This is a genomic window from Secundilactobacillus paracollinoides (genome assembly GCF_001702155.1).
In the GTDB taxonomy this organism is placed as follows: domain Bacteria; phylum Bacillota; class Bacilli; order Lactobacillales; family Lactobacillaceae; genus Secundilactobacillus; species Secundilactobacillus paracollinoides.
On record NZ_CP014912.1, the window covers coordinates 637,310 to 652,967 of the forward strand.

Genomic DNA, 15,658 nt, shown 5'->3' on the forward strand with positions numbered 1-15,658 from the left:
CCGAAACGTGCTCCTGAAGGGCAGAGGGCTCCTGCACAAACCAACTCTGGCAAAAATTCCAGGCCCGGGAATTTCTGCCAGAGTTGGCTTGTGCTCCGCCCTCTAACCGCCCTTCTTCCGCACTCTAAAAATCTTCACACACTTTTAAGTTAGCTTTAACCTATAGTCTTTATAGTTAATATCAATCAAGCGATACAAACAATTTCGCAACTGAAAGGATGACTGCCCATGATTATGATGACGCCTAACACTAACAACACCAACACCAACACCAATTTCAATTCTCCACTCCAACACATTAAGCTTCGTCACCTGGACCTCAAGCCTACCAGCTCGCCCATTGTTTTCCGGAAGCGTGCCAATCCGCTTGTCACGCCTAACTGGAGTTACACCCCTTCCTCTAAATAACTGATATTCCCCCAAACACACAATCCAATGAGGTGTAACGTATCAACTCATCATTTACCCCCTTTCCTCAATAAAAATAGCGCTGACCTTCCCCTGGGTCAGCGCTATTTTTATACTGTGATTAATTTTTCGAATTCTTAAGATTTGAATTTTCACCCTAAACAGTTGACTAATACTGCCCGCAAGCTTAGCATAATTGACGACATCAACTATTATTTTTCAATTTATTAAGGGGAACTCAATGGCAATTGCAATTATTACGGATAGCACCGCCTATCTGTCGACCCAATTTATTCATGATCACCATAATCTCTTTATTGCACCCGTGCCGGTCCTGTGGCATGGCAAGACCTATACCGACATGGTGGATATCACGCCTGACACCTTTTATCCAGAACTGGCAACATCCGCTGACATGCCGTCAACGTCAATGCCGAGTCTTGGCACCATGACTGATCTGCTGGACAAAGCGCAGGAAGCTGGTTATGACGACGTCGTGATCATCCCGATGTCAAAGGGCATCAGCTCATTTGCAGATACGTTGCACGAGCTTGATGACCGGACAGCACCACGTGTCCACCTGTTTGACACAAACAGTACTGCTGGCGGTAATAATTTATTGGTCAGTTTGGCTGTTCAGCTAGCAGATGAACAGTTTAGTATCAATGAAGTGCTTCAAGGATTGACCACGTTACGCGACTCAATGACGATTGAGTTTGTCGTGAAGGACCTGACCCACCTGCAACGGACTGGTCGGATCAGCAACACTGCGCGAATTCTGGGTAGTCTCCTGCACGTGTGTCCCGTCCTGACCATGGACGTTCACGGCAATGGCAAGATCACGCCAATGGCGAAGGAACGTACTGAAAGACGCGCGTTAGATGACATCCAACGTATCATGAACGCCAATACCGAACTGCCGTATGCAGCGGTGGTGTTTGACGGTAATCATGCCACGGCTAAGGCGCGCTGGGTGGATCAGTTGAAGACCAAATTTCCTGATCTAGCCATTGACACGAGCTTTATTGGCCCCGCCATCGGCTGTCATACTGGTTCTGGCGTGTTAGGGATTGCCTGGGCGTATGATGCACAAGCAATTATAAACCAACTCAAGGCACAACATTAAAAAAGGATCATCAGCGCTTTCTTGCGTGTGATGATCCTTTTTTATAAGCTTTTAATTGCGTTGAAAATTCACAACTAACGGTTAGTCGCCGTAAATTTCCTTAGCCAGTGTAAACGCAGACCAAGCCTTTGGCCAGCCCGTATAGAAGGCAAGGTGCGTAATCAATTCAACCATTTCATCCTTGGTCACGCCATTTTGTTTCGCAATCTTCATGTGCGCTTCCAACTGTGGCACGCCCTGGGTCAGCAAGCTTGATACCGTGATCAAACTGCGGTCGTGGGCGGACATCTTGTCCTCGCGTGACCAGACTTCGCCAAATAACACATCGTCGTTTAATTCTGCGAACTTAGGGGCAAAATCCCCTAAATTATCGCGGCCAGCTGTTTGTTTTTTAGCCATTATTTCGCACCCTCCTCTGCTTTTGCATAATCAGTGTCAGAGACGGCTTCCAGCCACTCTGGTGTCCCAGCGGTAATTGCGATGTGGGAGAACCAGCTGTCCTTGGTGGCACCGTGCCAATGCTTCACACCATCATGAGTGACCACAACGTCACCGGGCTTTAATAACCGAGCTGGTTGGCCGTCTTCTTGATAAAGTCCTTCACCGCCAGTGACCAGCAAGATTTGAAACCCATCGTGGTGAATGTGCCAGTTGTTGCGGCATCCCGGTTCAAACGTCACGTTACCAACGCCAACGTTAACGGCCGGATCCGCTACCAAACCTTGTAAATAACTCTGACCAGTAAAGAATTTTGCGTAGGCGTCATTCTTTGGTCCCATTGGAAAAATACCATTTTTAACAGTTTCATTTTTTGCCATTTTTAAAATCTCCTTTTTTAATTAGGTGCGTTCAATTAAGCTTGTTTCGTTGGGTAAATTGTAAATTCGTTGACGTTCACATCTTCTGGCTGATCAATGGCGAAGTTGACCACGCGCGCCACGGCGTCGGGTGTAATTCCAACCTGTTTGTAAAAGGCATCCATGCCCGTCTTGGTGGCGTCATCCGTAATCGTGTGCAGCAACTCGGTATTGATTGCTGCCGGATACAGACTTGCGGTCCGAATGTTGGTTCCCTCTTGTGCGCTTTCCATCCGAATGACTTCCATCAAATTACGGACAGCAAACTTCGTTGCCCCGTATACGCCGGCGCCCGCAAACGACTTAATGCCGGCAACGGAAGATGTCGTGACGATCTGGCCGTGTTTTTGTGCGGTAAAGATCGGCATTACAGCGGCAACGCCATTTAAAACACCCTTGATGTTGATGTCGATCATGTCGTTCCATTCATCCGTATGCAGTGCGCTGATTGGTGACGATGGCATGATGCCGGCGTTATTGAAGATGACGTCTAAACCGCCAAATTCGGCCTGGGCCTGAGCAACCAACGCCTTGAGGTCTTCCGGCTTCGTCACGTCGGTCACAACGTAACTGGCCAAACCGCCAGCGGCAGTAATGTCTTTGACAAGCGCCTGCAACCGCTCCTCACGACGGGCACCTAAAACGACCTTTGCCCCGTTCTGTGCTAATAGTTTGGCAGTGGCGGCACCGATCCCCGATGACGCGCCAGTAATGACAACAACTTTATCCTTAACTGTCATGTTTTAAAACTTCCTTTCTTAATTCTTCTCAAGAATAGTCCTTCAAGTGCACTTGAAGGCAAGAGATAATGCTTAAAAAAATAAAAAAAGATACTCAATTGTTTTTAACTATGTAAATAGGCGCCAACTATTGCCCGAAATTTTGGGTTTAGTTGGCGCCTATTTGTTTGATTAATTATGGGTTGCGTTTAAAAGTCTCGCTTTTTGCCGTGCTGAGTCGTGTTTTGGAAAAGAAAGCTGCGTGTAAGCCAACTCTGGTACAAATGCCAAGTTCGGGCATTTCTGCCTTTTGGCTTTCTCTGTTACCGTGCCGAAACGTGTTTCGGAAAACAGAAAGCTGCGTGTAAGCCAACTCTGGCAAAAATGCCAAGTTCGGGCATTTCTGCCAGAGTTAACTTACACTCCGCTTCCTACCGTTTTCCTTCACACTCTACTTTGCATTCTCCTCAATCCAAAACTGAAGTACCTGATTAAACGTGGCTAAATCTTCCTCTGAAAATTGCGCTTCAATCTTTGCCTGTTGCTGGTCGATATAGTCCTTTACGTGCTGCTTAAGTTCCACTGCCTTCTGCGTCAGCATCACCTGTTTTTGCCGGGCATCGCTTGCTGCTGATTGCCGCACGACGAGGCCCTTGCGCTCCATCCGTTGCAGCAACACGGTTGCCGTGGAGCGCTGAATGTTGAATTCTGCTTCAATATCACGTTGGAGCACAATATCGTTTGACCGGCGCCCCAAAAAATCAATCATCGACATTTGAACACCCGTCAGATCAAACTGCCGCGCGTAGGCGTCCATTGCCTTATCCTGATCGTTAGCTGCCCGTTTAATTAACACACCAAAATTAGATGCCATGTTTTTACCTAGTTTCTGCTAATTTACTGTTTGCATTTTTGACACCCGAACCGACCGAAACAACGCAATCACTGCCACGACCATCGCGAGCGTCAGCGCCATCAGCGCGTGTTGCGTACCAACGGCCGTCAACTGTGCCTGCGATCCTTGCCCAGACTGGCTGGCCGCCACAATGGCCGACACGATCGACGTCCCAGTTGCCCCAGCAAACTGTTGCAGCGTATTTAAGACAGCGTTGCCGTCACTTTGCTGCTGCGCGCTCAATTCCGCAAGTCCGCTGGTCATGATGTTCCCGAAACTCAGCCCAATGCCAAACATGTAGCCTAAATATACACTTATAATGACGACATTGCTCATGTTTTGTGCCACAATCGTGAAAATTACCAAACAGACCAGCACGAGTCCGCAGCCCAACAGAATTGGCTTACGGGCACCGAAATTGTCGAGGATCCGACCACTGATTGGGGCTAGCGCTGCACCTAATGCGGCCCCCGGAAGCACGACCAATCCAGCAATCGTCGACGTTGACCCATTGACCAGTTGAATGTAGTTTGGCAGCAGAAACGACATCCCAAGCGAAATCAGCTGGAGTAAAAAGAACGCCAGCACGTGACCGCCGAATCGGCCGGTGGTGATAACGCGCAGATCAATCACCGGGTCAGTGATGTGCATCGATCGGTAGACGAGACCGATCACGCCCAGGACACCAATCAGCAAAGCACCACCGACACTCAAACTCAGAAAATGGCCGTTGCCAATATTGCTGAAGCCGACAATCAGACCGATAAACGTGACCATGATCAAGACCACACTGATGCCATCTAAACGCACCTTTTGAATCGCACTCTTCTGCGAGATTGTCAGCATGCCGATCACCAAAGAAATCAAAAGCAGCGGCCACAGAATAATGAAGACAAACCGCCAGCCGAGCACGTTCGCAACGATGCCGCCAAAGGTTGGGCCAATCGCGGGCGCAACTGCGGTAATCAGGGTGCCGACCCCCATCATCAGGCCGCGTTTGCTAATGGGCACCTGTTCCAAAATAATGTTAAACATGAGCGGTAACGCGATCCCAGTACCCAGCCCCTGAATGATTCTGCCAAAGAGCAACAACGAAAATGCCGGTGCGGTCGCATCGATCAGCACACCCGCCATAAACAACAGGTTCGCTGTAATAAAGAGGGATTTCGTTTTAAATCGTCGCTTAAGCGTCGCTGACAACGGGACAATAATGGCCACCGTCAGCAGATAGCCCGTGGTCATCCACTGCACCGTACTAGTCGTGACGTTGAACTGTTTCATCAGTGTCGGGAACGTCACGTTCATTGACGTTTCAACAATGACCCCGCAAAAAGACATCAATCCAGTGGCAATCACTGCCGCAATGACTTTCGGGTCAATTTTTTGTGTTTTGGTTGTTGCTTGCATTTTTATCATCCTCATTTCGTTAGTAGACTAACGAAATATATCGTAGCGCGATTGTTGGGAATAGTCAACGCCCTATTTTCATTCATCGTGACCGTCATGAAAATAGGAAAGACAATTTCTTGCACTTAGCCAAATAATTCGGTATGATGTCAATCGTAATGATTACTGTATAGGAGAAAATCAATGAGAAAAAACATTATTTTAGAGGCACCGGAAACCCACGAACGCCTCTACCTCACAAGTAAAAATGTGCAAAACACCCCAGAAAAACTTGAGCTGCGTAAGTATTCACCAAAGTTACGCCGCCCAGTCGTTTTTCGGGAAATCAGCAGATAAGGAGCAACAAAACTATGGAAAAAACAGATTTAGCAAGTGCATACCGTCGTCTAAAGAGCAGCAACGCCAAGACCCGCAGTCGCGCAAAGAAGATCATCAATGATTTCAAGCGCCAACAAGCCAACACTAAGTAGGAGGCCCACCGATGGCAGTACCAGCACGACGCACGTCTAAGACCAAGAAACGGTCCCGACGCGCCAACCAAAAATTGACCACCCCCGCGATTCATTGGGACGAAAAGGCCCAAGCCTATACACTGAGCCACCATGTTTCTGAGAACGGGTATTATAATGGTCGCAAGGTTTTGTAACCGAATCACCCACCTGAACTGTGTTTCATGACACTGATCAGGTGGGCTTTTTTTGTTTTCGTCGAGTGTTTAGTACTGGCTTTCATTGCGACAACGTGGTGTCACCGGCAGAATGAATAGCGCCACTATCTGCCGTTTTAATTAATTATACAATTCCATCGTCACTTCGTTCTATAATGTAAAGTATTGAGAATTGAAAGAAGGAACTATCTTGGCAATCGTAAGTGTCATTTTCGGTCAGACCATGATTATGTTTTTGATCATGCTGATCGGTTTTCTGTGTTTTCGTGTTGGCCTGATCGATGAAAATGGGAGTCAGCAGATTTCAAACGTGGTCATTTACATATCAAATCCAGCCCTGTTGCTGAATTCCTTTATCGGTAAATTAAAATCGTCGCAACTCATGGATGGTCTGGATATTTTGGTGCTGCTGGTCATCATGATGCTGGTCACCATCGTTATCGCTAAATTGCTCTTTCGTAAACCAAGTCAAATGCTGGTACGATTTGCGTTGATTTTTGCAAACCTTGGCTTTATTGGTCTGCCGCTCTCGAAAGCCGTTCTTGGAACTGGCAGTGTGTTTTACATGAGTATTTTCGTTGGGGTGTCGAACTTTTCACTGTTGACTTATGGAATCTATATGATTTCGGGCGACCGGCGCACGATTCAGTTGAAAAAGTTAGTGGTTAATCCCGCCATTTTAGCACTAGTTTTCGGCCTGCTTTTCGCCTTCACAGGTGTGCAACTGCCACACGTACTGGGCACCGCCGTATCCGACCTTGCCAATATGAACCTGCCGCTGGTCATGATTGCGATGGGCTGTTACCTTGCAGAAGGTGACATTCGTAATGCGCTGAAGAGCCGCGATTTGTACGAAGCTGTGGGTGCCAGGCTGATTATCGCCCCACTGATTGTGATGATCATGCTGAAGGCTGTGCCAAACAACTTAATGCTGGTCAAGGAAGTAATCTTGCTGGGGCAAGCAACGCCGGTGGCAGCTCTGATGGCCATCTTCAGTAAAACGTTCAAGAAAAATTACCTGTTCAGTACCACGGTGGTCGGTTTAACAACGCTGTGTTCACTGGTAACTATCCCGATCTTTATGGGTGTGGCGCAGTGGTTTTGGAAGTTGTAGAGCGTGGAAGAAGTCCCTTACGTAGCAGCCCCCTGCCTTTCGGAACGCGTTTCCGCAATATAACAGAGAAAACAACAGAGCGTGGAAGAAGCCTAGGGGGCGGACTTTTCAGTGATAGTCCGTTGCATTCCGCAATTTGGCATTCCGCAATTTGGCACTCCGCGTAGTGGCTCGCGATGAAGCTAATTCGATTTCTGCTGCGCAACTCTCGAATGGATCTCCATCGTCTCGCAGATGACTAAGCGAGGAAAGAACCCTCGCCAAGTCATCTCGACACCACAGCTCCGTGCCAAATTGCTGTATTCCACTAACGTTGAGCTACCTTTTTATCACAAGTTAAGCATCACAATTACATTAAAACTAGTTCGCAGAGAATCCGCCCTCGACTGCTAGTAAGGCTATTAACAGCAATGCTTCTTATGATGTGTCAGTCACCAGTAACGATTAATATAGAGGTTTCGTGATACCATCTTTGAATGCTTACTAGCTGCAACGACCACTGCCAGAATCGTAGCGTAGTGGAATCATTCGGCTTTGCCGGAGCAACTCCACCTCAGCCTGCAGGGCCAAACGCTGGAACGAAGCGGTATATTAGCGTTATGTAACTAACGCGACAATCGAAGGGGCCCTTTTGAAACGCGTTTCCGCAATATAACAGAGAAAACCTCCAAAAAAATCAAAAACAACGCGTTTAACTGCCATTCATCAGCAGTTAAACGCGCCGTTATCATTTTAATCAAAAATACTATTCGGTAATAAACACATACTGTGCTAAATCATCAACCCAGTAAGTGTGGACTTGTTCAGGATGGTAGCGCACGATATCCTGTAAAAATTCGTTATCGATCAGCGTGTAATAAATCTCTTTTAGATCGTTGAACGTTTCGATATAACCAATGTTGCGTTGCCGGCAAAGACGCTTGCTGGTGGCGCTCCAGGTTTCAGGGAGTTCCTCGATATCATACTGATGAGCTAGTTTTTTCCAGCTCGTCATTGGTACTACGGGTACACGTGATGCTACTGCACTTTCAGGCAATTTTGTCAGTCCTTTCCAGTGATTTAGGATAGCACTGATTCAGGCCGAAAGCGGTTATATTTTCATGAGAATTTATACTTAATAGGTCGATTAAATATGCATTTTTGCAATTGATAGTAATCGACTGAAACTTGAAAGCTAATAATCACGCCAAAGGCGTGTGGTTATTGGCTTTTTTGGCAAAAAATAAACGCAAGCTCTCCTGCGTTGTATACTTTAGTCGACCAAAACCAAGATACAAAGGAGACTTACGTCATGAATATTATAAGACAAAAAAATACAGAAAACGAGCTTCACAATATTGTTCATCAATTTACTTCCCTCATTGGTCTATCTAAACTCACCAAGTTGGTGAATTATCGCCGGAATTCAGAAATCAGCTTGATGAAGGTCATTGAATGGCTGCTCACGACAAAGTTCCTGGGACGCTCGCTTTATCGAGCCCATGAAACACCTAACTTTACCAGTCGCACCGTCAGAAATAATTTGAACGATGGCCGGATCAATTGGCAACGCTTGATTTGTCAAGTTGGGAGTCATTTAATCAAGCATTTACGACCGTTTATTGACCGCCGGCGGCGGTTAGCATTGATCATTGACGATACACTCTTTTCCCGTGAGTACGCCACCCAAACCGAATTACTAGCGCGAGTCTTTGACCATGACAAACAGTTATATATTAAGGGATACCGGGCTTTAACTTTGGGTTGGAGTGACGCCAATACATTCTTACCGATCAACTTTGCATTAATGTCTTCCAAGAAGCCACAAAACGTCCTTGGAAAATCAGCTAAAACAACCGATCAACGAACAATTGCTGGCCGGAGACGTCGCCAAGCACAGCAAAAAATGAACCTCGTTTCATTGCAACTTGTCAAGCAAGCCCTCGCAAATGGCGTTCTAGCTGACTATGTGTTATTTGATAGCTGGTATAGCTCACCAAAAATGTTCTATGAATTAACCAAGTTGGGATTAAACGGCGTGGGCATGCTTAAACGGTCCAGCAAAATTTACTATCAATATCGCGGACGGCAATATTCAGTTAAAGCATTATACAAGCGACTGCAGGCCTCAAAATATCAACCCAAGCAAGCTTATCAATACAGCTGCTTTGTCGAAGCGCACGTCGGGAACCAAAAATTCAAGCTTCGCTTGGTATTTGTGGCTAATCGGGCCCGTCAAGATGACTACCTAGTACTGGCAACGACTCAGTTAGGCCTTCAGCCACAAGAGATCATTCAACTATACGCCCGAAGATGGCAAATTGAGAATTACTTTAAAGTTGCCAAGCAATACTTGCGGCTCGACAAATCACAAGTTCAAAATTATGACGGGCTTTGTGGCCATTTAGCAATTGTCATGATGACTTATGACCTATTAGCTTGGCAGGAACGGCAAAATCAGGATGATCGCACCATTGGGGATTTATTCTTTATAATGAACGAAGCCATGCCAGATATTGAGTTGTCTCAAGCACTGGTATGGCTTCTAAATTCGTTAAAAACGATTATTAATCATGAAGTTTATGCAAGAAGAGCCCAAATTATTCAGATGATGAATCAGTTCTTCACATTTTTGCCGAAACGGTTAGTTTCGCTGTTAACAGCAAGCTAAATGGTTAAATTAATTAAAATATGCCCTGTGATACCAAGGGATCAGTCTGTCTTCATACTTTCAAGTTTCAGGTAATCGATAAAAACCGGCTATAAATCCTAATGAATAGGACTTTATAGCCGGTTTTGTCATTTCAAATTATCACCATATACAATTATGAATTAACCTGCATGCCATCATTAATCGCATCGATCAGACTTTCACGGCCATCAAGGTCCTCGTCGCAGTCATATAGGGCGGCGTGGTAGATTGTCCGCCATGGATCTTCGACATTAGCGTACTTGGAATCAAAACTTTTAACCTCATATTGGCCATCCGGCTGAACATGAATAATCGCACACCCCGCCGCTTCCTTATGCTCATGCGTGAAGGTGATTGGAAACGTCATTTCCCGAGTCTGAACACCCTTTGCGTTGTTTTGACGGGTCTTTAGTGTTGCTAAAATATTATTAATAATGGTGTCGCGTGTCATTGGTGCTGCCTCCATTTTTCGACCGATTAGTCACTCCATTAACCCTAACACAGATGATGACTAATTTGAAACACCTGTCAGGTATTTAGCACCTTCATGCCGGGCAAGTTTGCTAAGCTGGTGCGTCTGTATAAACCTTTTAACCCATTCAGGATCCATTTTACTGTAATTGCGTAATGCCCAGCCAATCGCCTTTTGGATAAAAAATTCATCCGTATTCAGGTCGTTTTCAATTGCCTTGGTCAGCAACAACGTATCCAGAGTCTCTTTTTCAGTCAGTTGTAGAATAATCGACACCCGACGCATCCACATATTCGCGTTCTGATAAAACAACGCAAAGACGGCTTGTTTTTGCTCTGGGTGACGCATGATATAAAGGCCAAAAACTTTTCGCCATGTGTCAACGGTGTCCCACCAGGACTTTTCAGTAATATATCTGGTGAGGTGCGTGATATCAGCAAACGACAATCGCCTGACATTAGCGACACACATGTCAATGGCAACGTACTGATACTCACGTTGTGGGCGTTGATAAAGCTGGGTAACTCCGGATAAGATCTCTGAGATTCGCAATTTTTTACTAGCTTGAATCAGATCATGCGACTGTTGCTTACGTTCTGGTGCTTTAAGCCCGGCAAACGGGAATTGATTGCGCATGTACTTCGCCATTGGTGTCTGATTGATTGGGTTTTCGATGAGGCTGAATTTTTCGAAGATGGTCATGAAACAGATCCTTTCTACATGTATCGGCTCCCTCATGAGTCGATGGGAGTCGATACCGAACGATACCGGAAAGGCTTGAGGGCGTCGTCCCAAGTCTTTTCGGCATCCAACTCAATTTTGCACTTCATCAAACGAGAATCATGTTCTCTAATTTCATCAAGGCAATCTTCTTATCTGTGCCTGTTGCATACCCAGTCAACGCGCCATTCTTACCCAAAACTCGATGACAAGGAATAATAATTGAAATTGGGTTCTTCCCGACAGCACCACCCACCGCTCTGGCAGAGGAGCGATGCCCAGTTTGACGGCTGATTTCATTTGCCACTTCTTGATAAGACATCGATTGCCCATATGGAATCGTCTGCAACACTTTAAGCACCCGCAAAATAGCGGTCAAGCCACCGTTTCGTTGTGTCAATAATCGCATTGCTACGTTTCTCAGCCTGGCTTAGATCGTAGTTGGCGGCAAAGTGTGCCTGACCATTGAACCATAATCCTACTAATGCGTCGTCGTTTGCCAGCAATGTTAAACGGCCAACGATTGGTGTTTCATATGTATCACAATACAACATGTGTCACATCACCTCCTGGGTCTTCTCAATCATCATTATTTCCATTATACTAAAGCAGTTCAGAAAATAATGCTACAACGGTCTCTTCATTTGCCCGCTTAGACGCCCAGCCACGAAAGGAAAAATCCCACTAATGACCCGCACCTCTGCACCCTTGAAACAGCTCGTTTTGGCCAGCATGTTTGTCGCCATTGAAGTTGTTTTAAATAGTATTCTTGTCCTCCAGTTTCAAACGATGAAACTGTCCTTCGCTTTTATTGTCATTGCCTTAACTGCCCAGCTCTTCTCACCCTACTGGACAGCCAGTATCGCAGCCATTGCGTATACAATTGGCATGATTTTATTCCCTAAGTTCGGTTTTTTCCCTGGGTTCATTCTGACCGCTTTTTTAACGGGGCTTGTGTTCGGTATCTTTTTACAGCGCACGCCATCGTTCATTAAAATTATGATTTCGAGTTTCATTGTCACAATGGGGCTCAATCTCTTGTTAAATAGTTTATGGTTGCACATCATGTATCAAATCAACTGGTCAGTCCTACTGACCACTCGAACCGTACAAGAAGTCATTACATTTGTGATTTACGTGGTGGTGCTCACTGTTATTTTCAGATCAAATATCATCACCATCATTCAGAAGAGAAGTCATTTGGATTAACACCAAAAACGCCAGCCATCCCCAACAAAGGGTGGCTGGCTTTTTAGTTTAATACAATTTCCCAACGATCTTATCTTCAGCAAACAGCGCCGAAACACCGCCAGTATGCCAGAACACAACGTTACTACCAGGTTTGATTTGCCCGGTCTTGACGTAATCCAGTAATCCCGCAAACGCTTTTCCGGTATAAACTGGATCGGTCAAAATACCTTCCGTTCGTGCCAATAACTGGATTGCTGCTGACCCTGACGCACTCGGAATCTCATACCCCTCAACAAAGTAAGACTGGTCAAAATGAGTATCCGCCAAGGTCACATTCCGCGCTAAACCGAGTAATTCAAGCGCATCATTGGCAATATCGACAACCTTTTGATAATGTTCCTCCGGTTTCGGACTAACATTCATCGATAAGATCTGCGTGGGATGGTCTGGTTTAGAAAACGCCTTAGCACCCGCAATCAACCCGGCTGCTGTGCCGCCGGTGCCGCTCCCCTGCACAATATAATCAACGTCAATATCGGGTAATTGAGCCATCAGTTCCTTAAACCCAAGCGCAAACCCCGTTGACCCAATTGGTGTTGCACCGCCGACCGGAATGATGTAGGCCTTGTGACCCGATTTGGCAAGCTCGGCCGCTTCCTTCTTGGCTGCCGCCATCGCAAACGCATCCGCTTCTGCTTCCGTTCGGTTTTCCATCGAGACGTAGTGAATCTTCGCACCTAACACTTTATCGACCAGAATATTAGCCCGATCATCCCCCACTTTGTTGGGCGTGATCGTCTCAAGGTATAAAATGGCATCCATGCCTGCCTTTCGCGCTGCTACCGCGGTTTCCATCGCGTGATTAGACTGCGTTGCGCCAAAGGTGATCAGGGTATCTGCACCCTGCTTTAAGGCGTCGCCAACCAGGTACTCAAGCTTACGAATCTTATTGCCGCCGAACAGATTGGGGCCGGTCAGGTCATCTCGTTTCAGATATAGGTTCACGCCAAGTTGTTCAGATAGCTGTTCTAGTTTATGAACTGGTGTTGGGAAAAAGCCTCAGTTGAATTTAGGTAATTGGTTGTATGGTGGCATTTAGGACACTCCTTTAACTGCTACAAATCTGGAATAGTTGGGCAATCAGCCATTCCGTGCTATGGTAGCTGTAACAAATCCTATTAGAATTCAATTAGAATAAGCATACACTAAGCCAGCAAAAATGGCACTATTTATACTAACGAAAGGCATTCTCATGACTGATATTTTCTACGAAACGATCACGCCCAATCGACACCTGCCATTTCGCCTGCTCATTCACGATAATGGCGTTGCACACCGTGTCCTAAGTCACTGGCATCACTCATTTGAAATCGCCTATGTGATCACTGGTGAAAACACAAATTTCACCGTCAACGGTCAGCACTTTGACCAATCAAAAGGTGAAGTTGTCGTCATCAATCCGTACGAGGTGCACCGTCTGGACTTACCCACAGACCATAAACGAGTCGCGCTGACCGTGATGTTGCCAAACGATATCCTGACTGCCAGTAATATCGCGATTGAAACCCACATCCAGAATCGTATTCCAAATGATACTCAGCTCCAAGGCTATTTTAACACCTTATATCAGACGACCCGCCACCCGGCAACTACTGGCACGCAGGCAGAGCAGATTGGTTTAGTCTATCTTATCTTGAGTGACCTTGTTACTCACTATTCTCAGGCCGATGCCACTAAAAGAACACCCCATTACTCCGCACAAATGGATCATCTCTCCCCAGTCATCACGTGGATCGACCGCCACTATCAAGAAAAGATCACCGTGGAAAAATTGGCAGGAATTGCCAACTTATCTGCCAGCTACTTTGCGCATTTGTTCCAAAAATATCTGAATCAATCGCCATTAGTGTACGTCACAAGTCGGCGTCTATTAGCAGCAGAAAAACAGTTATTAACAACCTCAGACAGTCTGGAGGCCATTGCATTTACGACTGGTTTTCCTAACGTCAAAGCGCTTAATGTGGCGTTTAAGCATCACTTTTCTCAGTCCCCAAACCAGTATCGGCTGACCCATCAATAGCAGGATTCACCCCAATCTCAGCAGAATATTGCTTAATGTCGTATTTGAAAGCGCTTTAATATTAATTTGTGAAATGCGTTTACATCTTACGAAATGGGGGCACCATCATGAATCAAACGTCCGACAATCGCGATTCCCTATCTTTTAAAATCGCGTTATTATCTTCAACATTTTTAATCACCGGCGCCAGCGCAACATCGGCTCTGTTACCAAGTCTCCGTCAAGCCTTTCCGTCGGTGTCTAAAGCCACCTTGCAGTCTTTTTTTTCAATCACTGCCTTACCACAGTTCATCGCCTTAATTGCGGCAGCTTTTCTTGCAACAAAAATCGGCAAACGAAATGTCATTCTTTTTGGCGCGTTGCTTTGGACAATTAGCGGTCTACTGCCAATGGTATTAAATAATTTTCCAATTATTTTAGCCAGCAGAGTTTTTCTAGGGCTTAGTTTAGGTTTAATTCAACCTATCGGGACAAGCATGATTGCTGATCTTTATACTGGTGAAGTACGAAATACCTTAATGGGAATTCAAAGTGCTGTTATCGGAATTTCAGGTACAGTTCTGACCTTCGCAATTGGCCTACTCATTACGATCAACTGGCGGTCAGCATTCTTGATATATCTATTAGGTCTAGTCGTATTCGTCTTAACTCTTCATTTCTTACCAAAAAAATTAGCCGGCGAAGGCGAAAATCAGCGTATTGATAATTCAGAAAATTCAAGCAATGGTACGAGTAGGCATCTTGGAAAAGATGTGATTGTATGGGTACTTTTAACTTTCTTTTTTAACTTAGGTCAAGGTGGCGTTAATATTGATTTCAACTTAGCGGTAGTTGAAGAACACATTGCTACAGCCACAGGTGCTGCCAACATGATGGTTGCTTATTCAGTCCTTGGTCTAATTACCGGTCTTTTGTTTGGATTTTATATAAAATTTGCTAAACGTTTTGGCGGTATTATTGCTGCGGTACTATTTTTTATGGGAAATTTGATAATTGCTACTACGCATGGCGTAGTTGTCTATTACATCGCAATGATGCTAACCGGCGCAGGATTTGGACTTTTCATGCCTTACATGTTTGCAGCTGTGAACAAACATACCACTGCAGCCAATTCGGCCTATGCAACCTCAGCAACAACGGCCGCTGCTTCACTAGCTAATTTCATTGCCCCTTATGTTTATAGTTTTCTTGCTAACGTATTCGGTAACAATACCAGTCAATTTGCATTTAATTTTGCGAGCGCATTTTCACTTATCTTAGTTCTCGGACTTATATATGAATACTTTACTGATACGAAAAAACAAAAAAGCATTTTGAAAGGAACAGATTGA

General features: G+C 45.5%; 17 protein-coding genes and 2 pseudogenes. 9 read left to right on the top strand and 10 right to left on the bottom strand.

The window, feature by feature from the left end; translation table 11 throughout:
• Positions 1-649: 649 nt before the first annotated feature.
• Entirely contained in the window at positions 650-1,534 is an 885-nt protein-coding gene (locus AYR61_RS02560) for a DegV family protein (protein WP_065901537.1), read from the top strand.
• Between the two features lie 81 nt (positions 1,535-1,615).
• Here AYR61_RS02560 and AYR61_RS02565 read toward each other — a convergent pair whose 3' ends face one another.
• From AYR61_RS02565 to AYR61_RS02585, 5 genes are all read right to left on the bottom strand, one after another.
• The gene (locus AYR61_RS02565) at positions 1,616-1,933 is read right to left on the bottom strand and encodes a carboxymuconolactone decarboxylase family protein (RefSeq protein WP_054708509.1); all 318 of its coding nucleotides are present in this window, start codon (positions 1,931-1,933) and stop codon (positions 1,616-1,618) included.
• Positions 1,933-2,352 carry a cupin domain-containing protein gene (locus AYR61_RS02570; protein ID WP_056987991.1) on the bottom strand — a complete coding sequence of 140 codons (420 nt, stop codon included), beginning with the start codon at positions 2,350-2,352 and terminating at the stop codon, positions 1,933-1,935. The genes AYR61_RS02565 and AYR61_RS02570 overlap by 1 nt, the downstream gene beginning before the upstream one ends.
• A 35-nt stretch (positions 2,353-2,387) precedes the next feature.
• Positions 2,388-3,131 carry an SDR family oxidoreductase gene (locus AYR61_RS02575; protein WP_054708506.1) on the bottom strand — a complete coding sequence of 248 codons (744 nt, stop codon included), beginning with the start codon at positions 3,129-3,131 and terminating at the stop codon, positions 2,388-2,390.
• 430 nt (positions 3,132-3,561) lie between these two features.
• Entirely contained in the window at positions 3,562-3,984 is a 423-nt protein-coding gene (locus AYR61_RS02580) for a MarR family winged helix-turn-helix transcriptional regulator (protein WP_054708504.1), read from the bottom strand.
• An 18-nt stretch (positions 3,985-4,002) separates the two neighbouring features.
• Positions 4,003-5,412 carry a DHA2 family efflux MFS transporter permease subunit gene (locus tag AYR61_RS02585; protein ID WP_054708501.1) on the bottom strand — a complete coding sequence of 470 codons (1,410 nt, stop codon included), beginning with the start codon at positions 5,410-5,412 and terminating at the stop codon, positions 4,003-4,005.
• 183 nt (positions 5,413-5,595) lie between these two features.
• Between AYR61_RS02585 and rpmG the strand changes: the two genes are divergently transcribed.
• From rpmG to AYR61_RS02600, 4 genes are all read left to right on the top strand, one after another.
• The gene (gene rpmG / locus AYR61_RS02590) at positions 5,596-5,748 is read left to right on the top strand and encodes a 50S ribosomal protein L33 (RefSeq protein ID WP_054708498.1); all 153 of its coding nucleotides are present in this window, start codon (positions 5,596-5,598) and stop codon (positions 5,746-5,748) included.
• A gap of 14 nt (positions 5,749-5,762) precedes the next feature.
• The gene (locus AYR61_RS15290; RefSeq protein ID WP_162231448.1) at positions 5,763-5,882 is read left to right on the top strand and encodes a putative metal homeostasis protein; all 120 of its coding nucleotides are present in this window, start codon (positions 5,763-5,765) and stop codon (positions 5,880-5,882) included.
• An 11-nt stretch (positions 5,883-5,893) separates the two neighbouring features.
• Positions 5,894-6,058, top strand: coding sequence for a 50S ribosomal protein L32 (rpmF, locus tag AYR61_RS02595; protein ID WP_065901540.1), 165 nt, complete (start codon positions 5,894-5,896; stop codon positions 6,056-6,058).
• Between the two features lie 211 nt (positions 6,059-6,269).
• Complete coding sequence (locus AYR61_RS02600) at positions 6,270-7,193, top strand: AEC family transporter (protein ID WP_065901543.1); 924 nt, start codon at positions 6,270-6,272, stop codon at positions 7,191-7,193.
• A gap of 745 nt (positions 7,194-7,938) precedes the next feature.
• Here AYR61_RS02600 and AYR61_RS02605 read toward each other — a convergent pair.
• Complete coding sequence (locus AYR61_RS02605; RefSeq protein WP_054708488.1) at positions 7,939-8,187, bottom strand: hypothetical protein; 249 nt, start codon at positions 8,185-8,187, stop codon at positions 7,939-7,941.
• A 297-nt stretch (positions 8,188-8,484) separates the two neighbouring features.
• Between AYR61_RS02605 and AYR61_RS02610 the strand changes: the two genes are divergently transcribed.
• Positions 8,485-9,843 carry an IS4 family transposase gene (locus AYR61_RS02610; protein WP_065901546.1) on the top strand — a complete coding sequence of 453 codons (1,359 nt, stop codon included), beginning with the start codon at positions 8,485-8,487 and terminating at the stop codon, positions 9,841-9,843.
• A gap of 154 nt (positions 9,844-9,997) precedes the next feature.
• Here AYR61_RS02610 and AYR61_RS02615 read toward each other — a convergent pair whose 3' ends face one another.
• The 3 genes and pseudogenes from AYR61_RS02615 to AYR61_RS02625 all read right to left on the bottom strand — a co-directional run bounded on the left by AYR61_RS02615 (position 9,998) and on the right by AYR61_RS02625 (position 11,610).
• Positions 9,998-10,315 (bottom strand): hypothetical protein, encoded by a 318-nt coding sequence (locus AYR61_RS02615; RefSeq protein ID WP_054708485.1) that lies wholly within the window; start codon positions 10,313-10,315, stop codon positions 9,998-10,000.
• A 60-nt stretch (positions 10,316-10,375) separates the two neighbouring features.
• Positions 10,376-11,038, bottom strand: a complete 663-nt coding sequence (locus tag AYR61_RS02620) for a DNA alkylation repair protein (protein WP_054708482.1) — start codon at positions 11,036-11,038, stop codon at positions 10,376-10,378.
• Positions 11,039-11,165: 127 nt separating this feature from the next.
• Positions 11,166-11,610: pseudogene (locus AYR61_RS02625) on the bottom strand (methylated-DNA--[protein]-cysteine S-methyltransferase).
• A 133-nt stretch (positions 11,611-11,743) separates the two neighbouring features.
• Here AYR61_RS02625 and AYR61_RS02630 point away from each other — a divergent pair.
• A complete protein-coding gene (locus tag AYR61_RS02630; RefSeq protein WP_054708473.1) occupies positions 11,744-12,265 on the top strand; it encodes a folate family ECF transporter S component in 522 nt (173 codons plus the stop codon).
• A gap of 48 nt (positions 12,266-12,313) precedes the next feature.
• On the opposite strand, the pseudogene AYR61_RS02635 reads toward AYR61_RS02630, so the two are convergent.
• Positions 12,314-13,288: pseudogene (locus AYR61_RS02635) on the bottom strand (pyridoxal-phosphate dependent enzyme); the annotation flags it as partial.
• Positions 13,289-13,499: 211 nt separating this feature from the next.
• Between AYR61_RS02635 and AYR61_RS02640 the strand changes: the two are divergent.
• Together AYR61_RS02640 and AYR61_RS02645 are read left to right on the top strand one after the other, a co-directional pair.
• Complete coding sequence (locus AYR61_RS02640) at positions 13,500-14,327, top strand: AraC family transcriptional regulator (RefSeq protein ID WP_065901548.1); 828 nt, start codon at positions 13,500-13,502, stop codon at positions 14,325-14,327.
• A gap of 107 nt (positions 14,328-14,434) precedes the next feature.
• Positions 14,435-15,658: an MFS transporter gene (locus AYR61_RS02645; protein ID WP_065901550.1), complete on the top strand. Its 1,224-nt coding sequence runs from the start codon at positions 14,435-14,437 to the stop codon at positions 15,656-15,658.

Bases quoted from the DNA above. Each gene is read 5' to 3' on its own strand.
- AYR61_RS02560 (WP_065901537.1), top strand. From the start codon at position 650: ATGGCAATTGCAATTATTACGGATAGCACCGCCTATCTGTCGACCCAA.
- AYR61_RS02585 (WP_054708501.1), bottom strand. From the start codon at position 5,412: ATGCAAGCAACAACCAAAACACAAAAAATTGACCCGAAAGTCATTGCG.
- AYR61_RS02640 (WP_065901548.1), top strand. From the start codon at position 13,500: ATGACTGATATTTTCTACGAAACGATCACGCCCAATCGACACCTGCCA.
- rpmG (WP_054708498.1), top strand. From the start codon at position 5,596: ATGAGAAAAAACATTATTTTAGAGGCACCGGAAACCCACGAACGCCTC.
- AYR61_RS02570 (WP_056987991.1), bottom strand. From the start codon at position 2,352: ATGGCAAAAAATGAAACTGTTAAAAATGGTATTTTTCCAATGGGACCA.
- AYR61_RS02630 (WP_054708473.1), top strand. From the start codon at position 11,744: ATGACCCGCACCTCTGCACCCTTGAAACAGCTCGTTTTGGCCAGCATG.
- AYR61_RS02575 (WP_054708506.1), bottom strand. From the start codon at position 3,131: ATGACAGTTAAGGATAAAGTTGTTGTCATTACTGGCGCGTCATCGGGG.
- AYR61_RS02610 (WP_065901546.1), top strand. From the start codon at position 8,485: ATGAATATTATAAGACAAAAAAATACAGAAAACGAGCTTCACAATATT.
- AYR61_RS02565 (WP_054708509.1), bottom strand. From the start codon at position 1,933: ATGGCTAAAAAACAAACAGCTGGCCGCGATAATTTAGGGGATTTTGCC.
- AYR61_RS15290 (WP_162231448.1), top strand. From the start codon at position 5,763: ATGGAAAAAACAGATTTAGCAAGTGCATACCGTCGTCTAAAGAGCAGC.
- AYR61_RS02615 (WP_054708485.1), bottom strand. From the start codon at position 10,315: ATGACACGCGACACCATTATTAATAATATTTTAGCAACACTAAAGACC.
- AYR61_RS02580 (WP_054708504.1), bottom strand. From the start codon at position 3,984: ATGGCATCTAATTTTGGTGTGTTAATTAAACGGGCAGCTAACGATCAG.
- AYR61_RS02605 (WP_054708488.1), bottom strand. From the start codon at position 8,187: ATGACGAGCTGGAAAAAACTAGCTCATCAGTATGATATCGAGGAACTC.
- AYR61_RS02620 (WP_054708482.1), bottom strand. From the start codon at position 11,038: ATGACCATCTTCGAAAAATTCAGCCTCATCGAAAACCCAATCAATCAG.
- rpmF (WP_065901540.1), top strand. From the start codon at position 5,894: ATGGCAGTACCAGCACGACGCACGTCTAAGACCAAGAAACGGTCCCGA.
- AYR61_RS02645 (WP_065901550.1), top strand. From the start codon at position 14,435: ATGAATCAAACGTCCGACAATCGCGATTCCCTATCTTTTAAAATCGCG.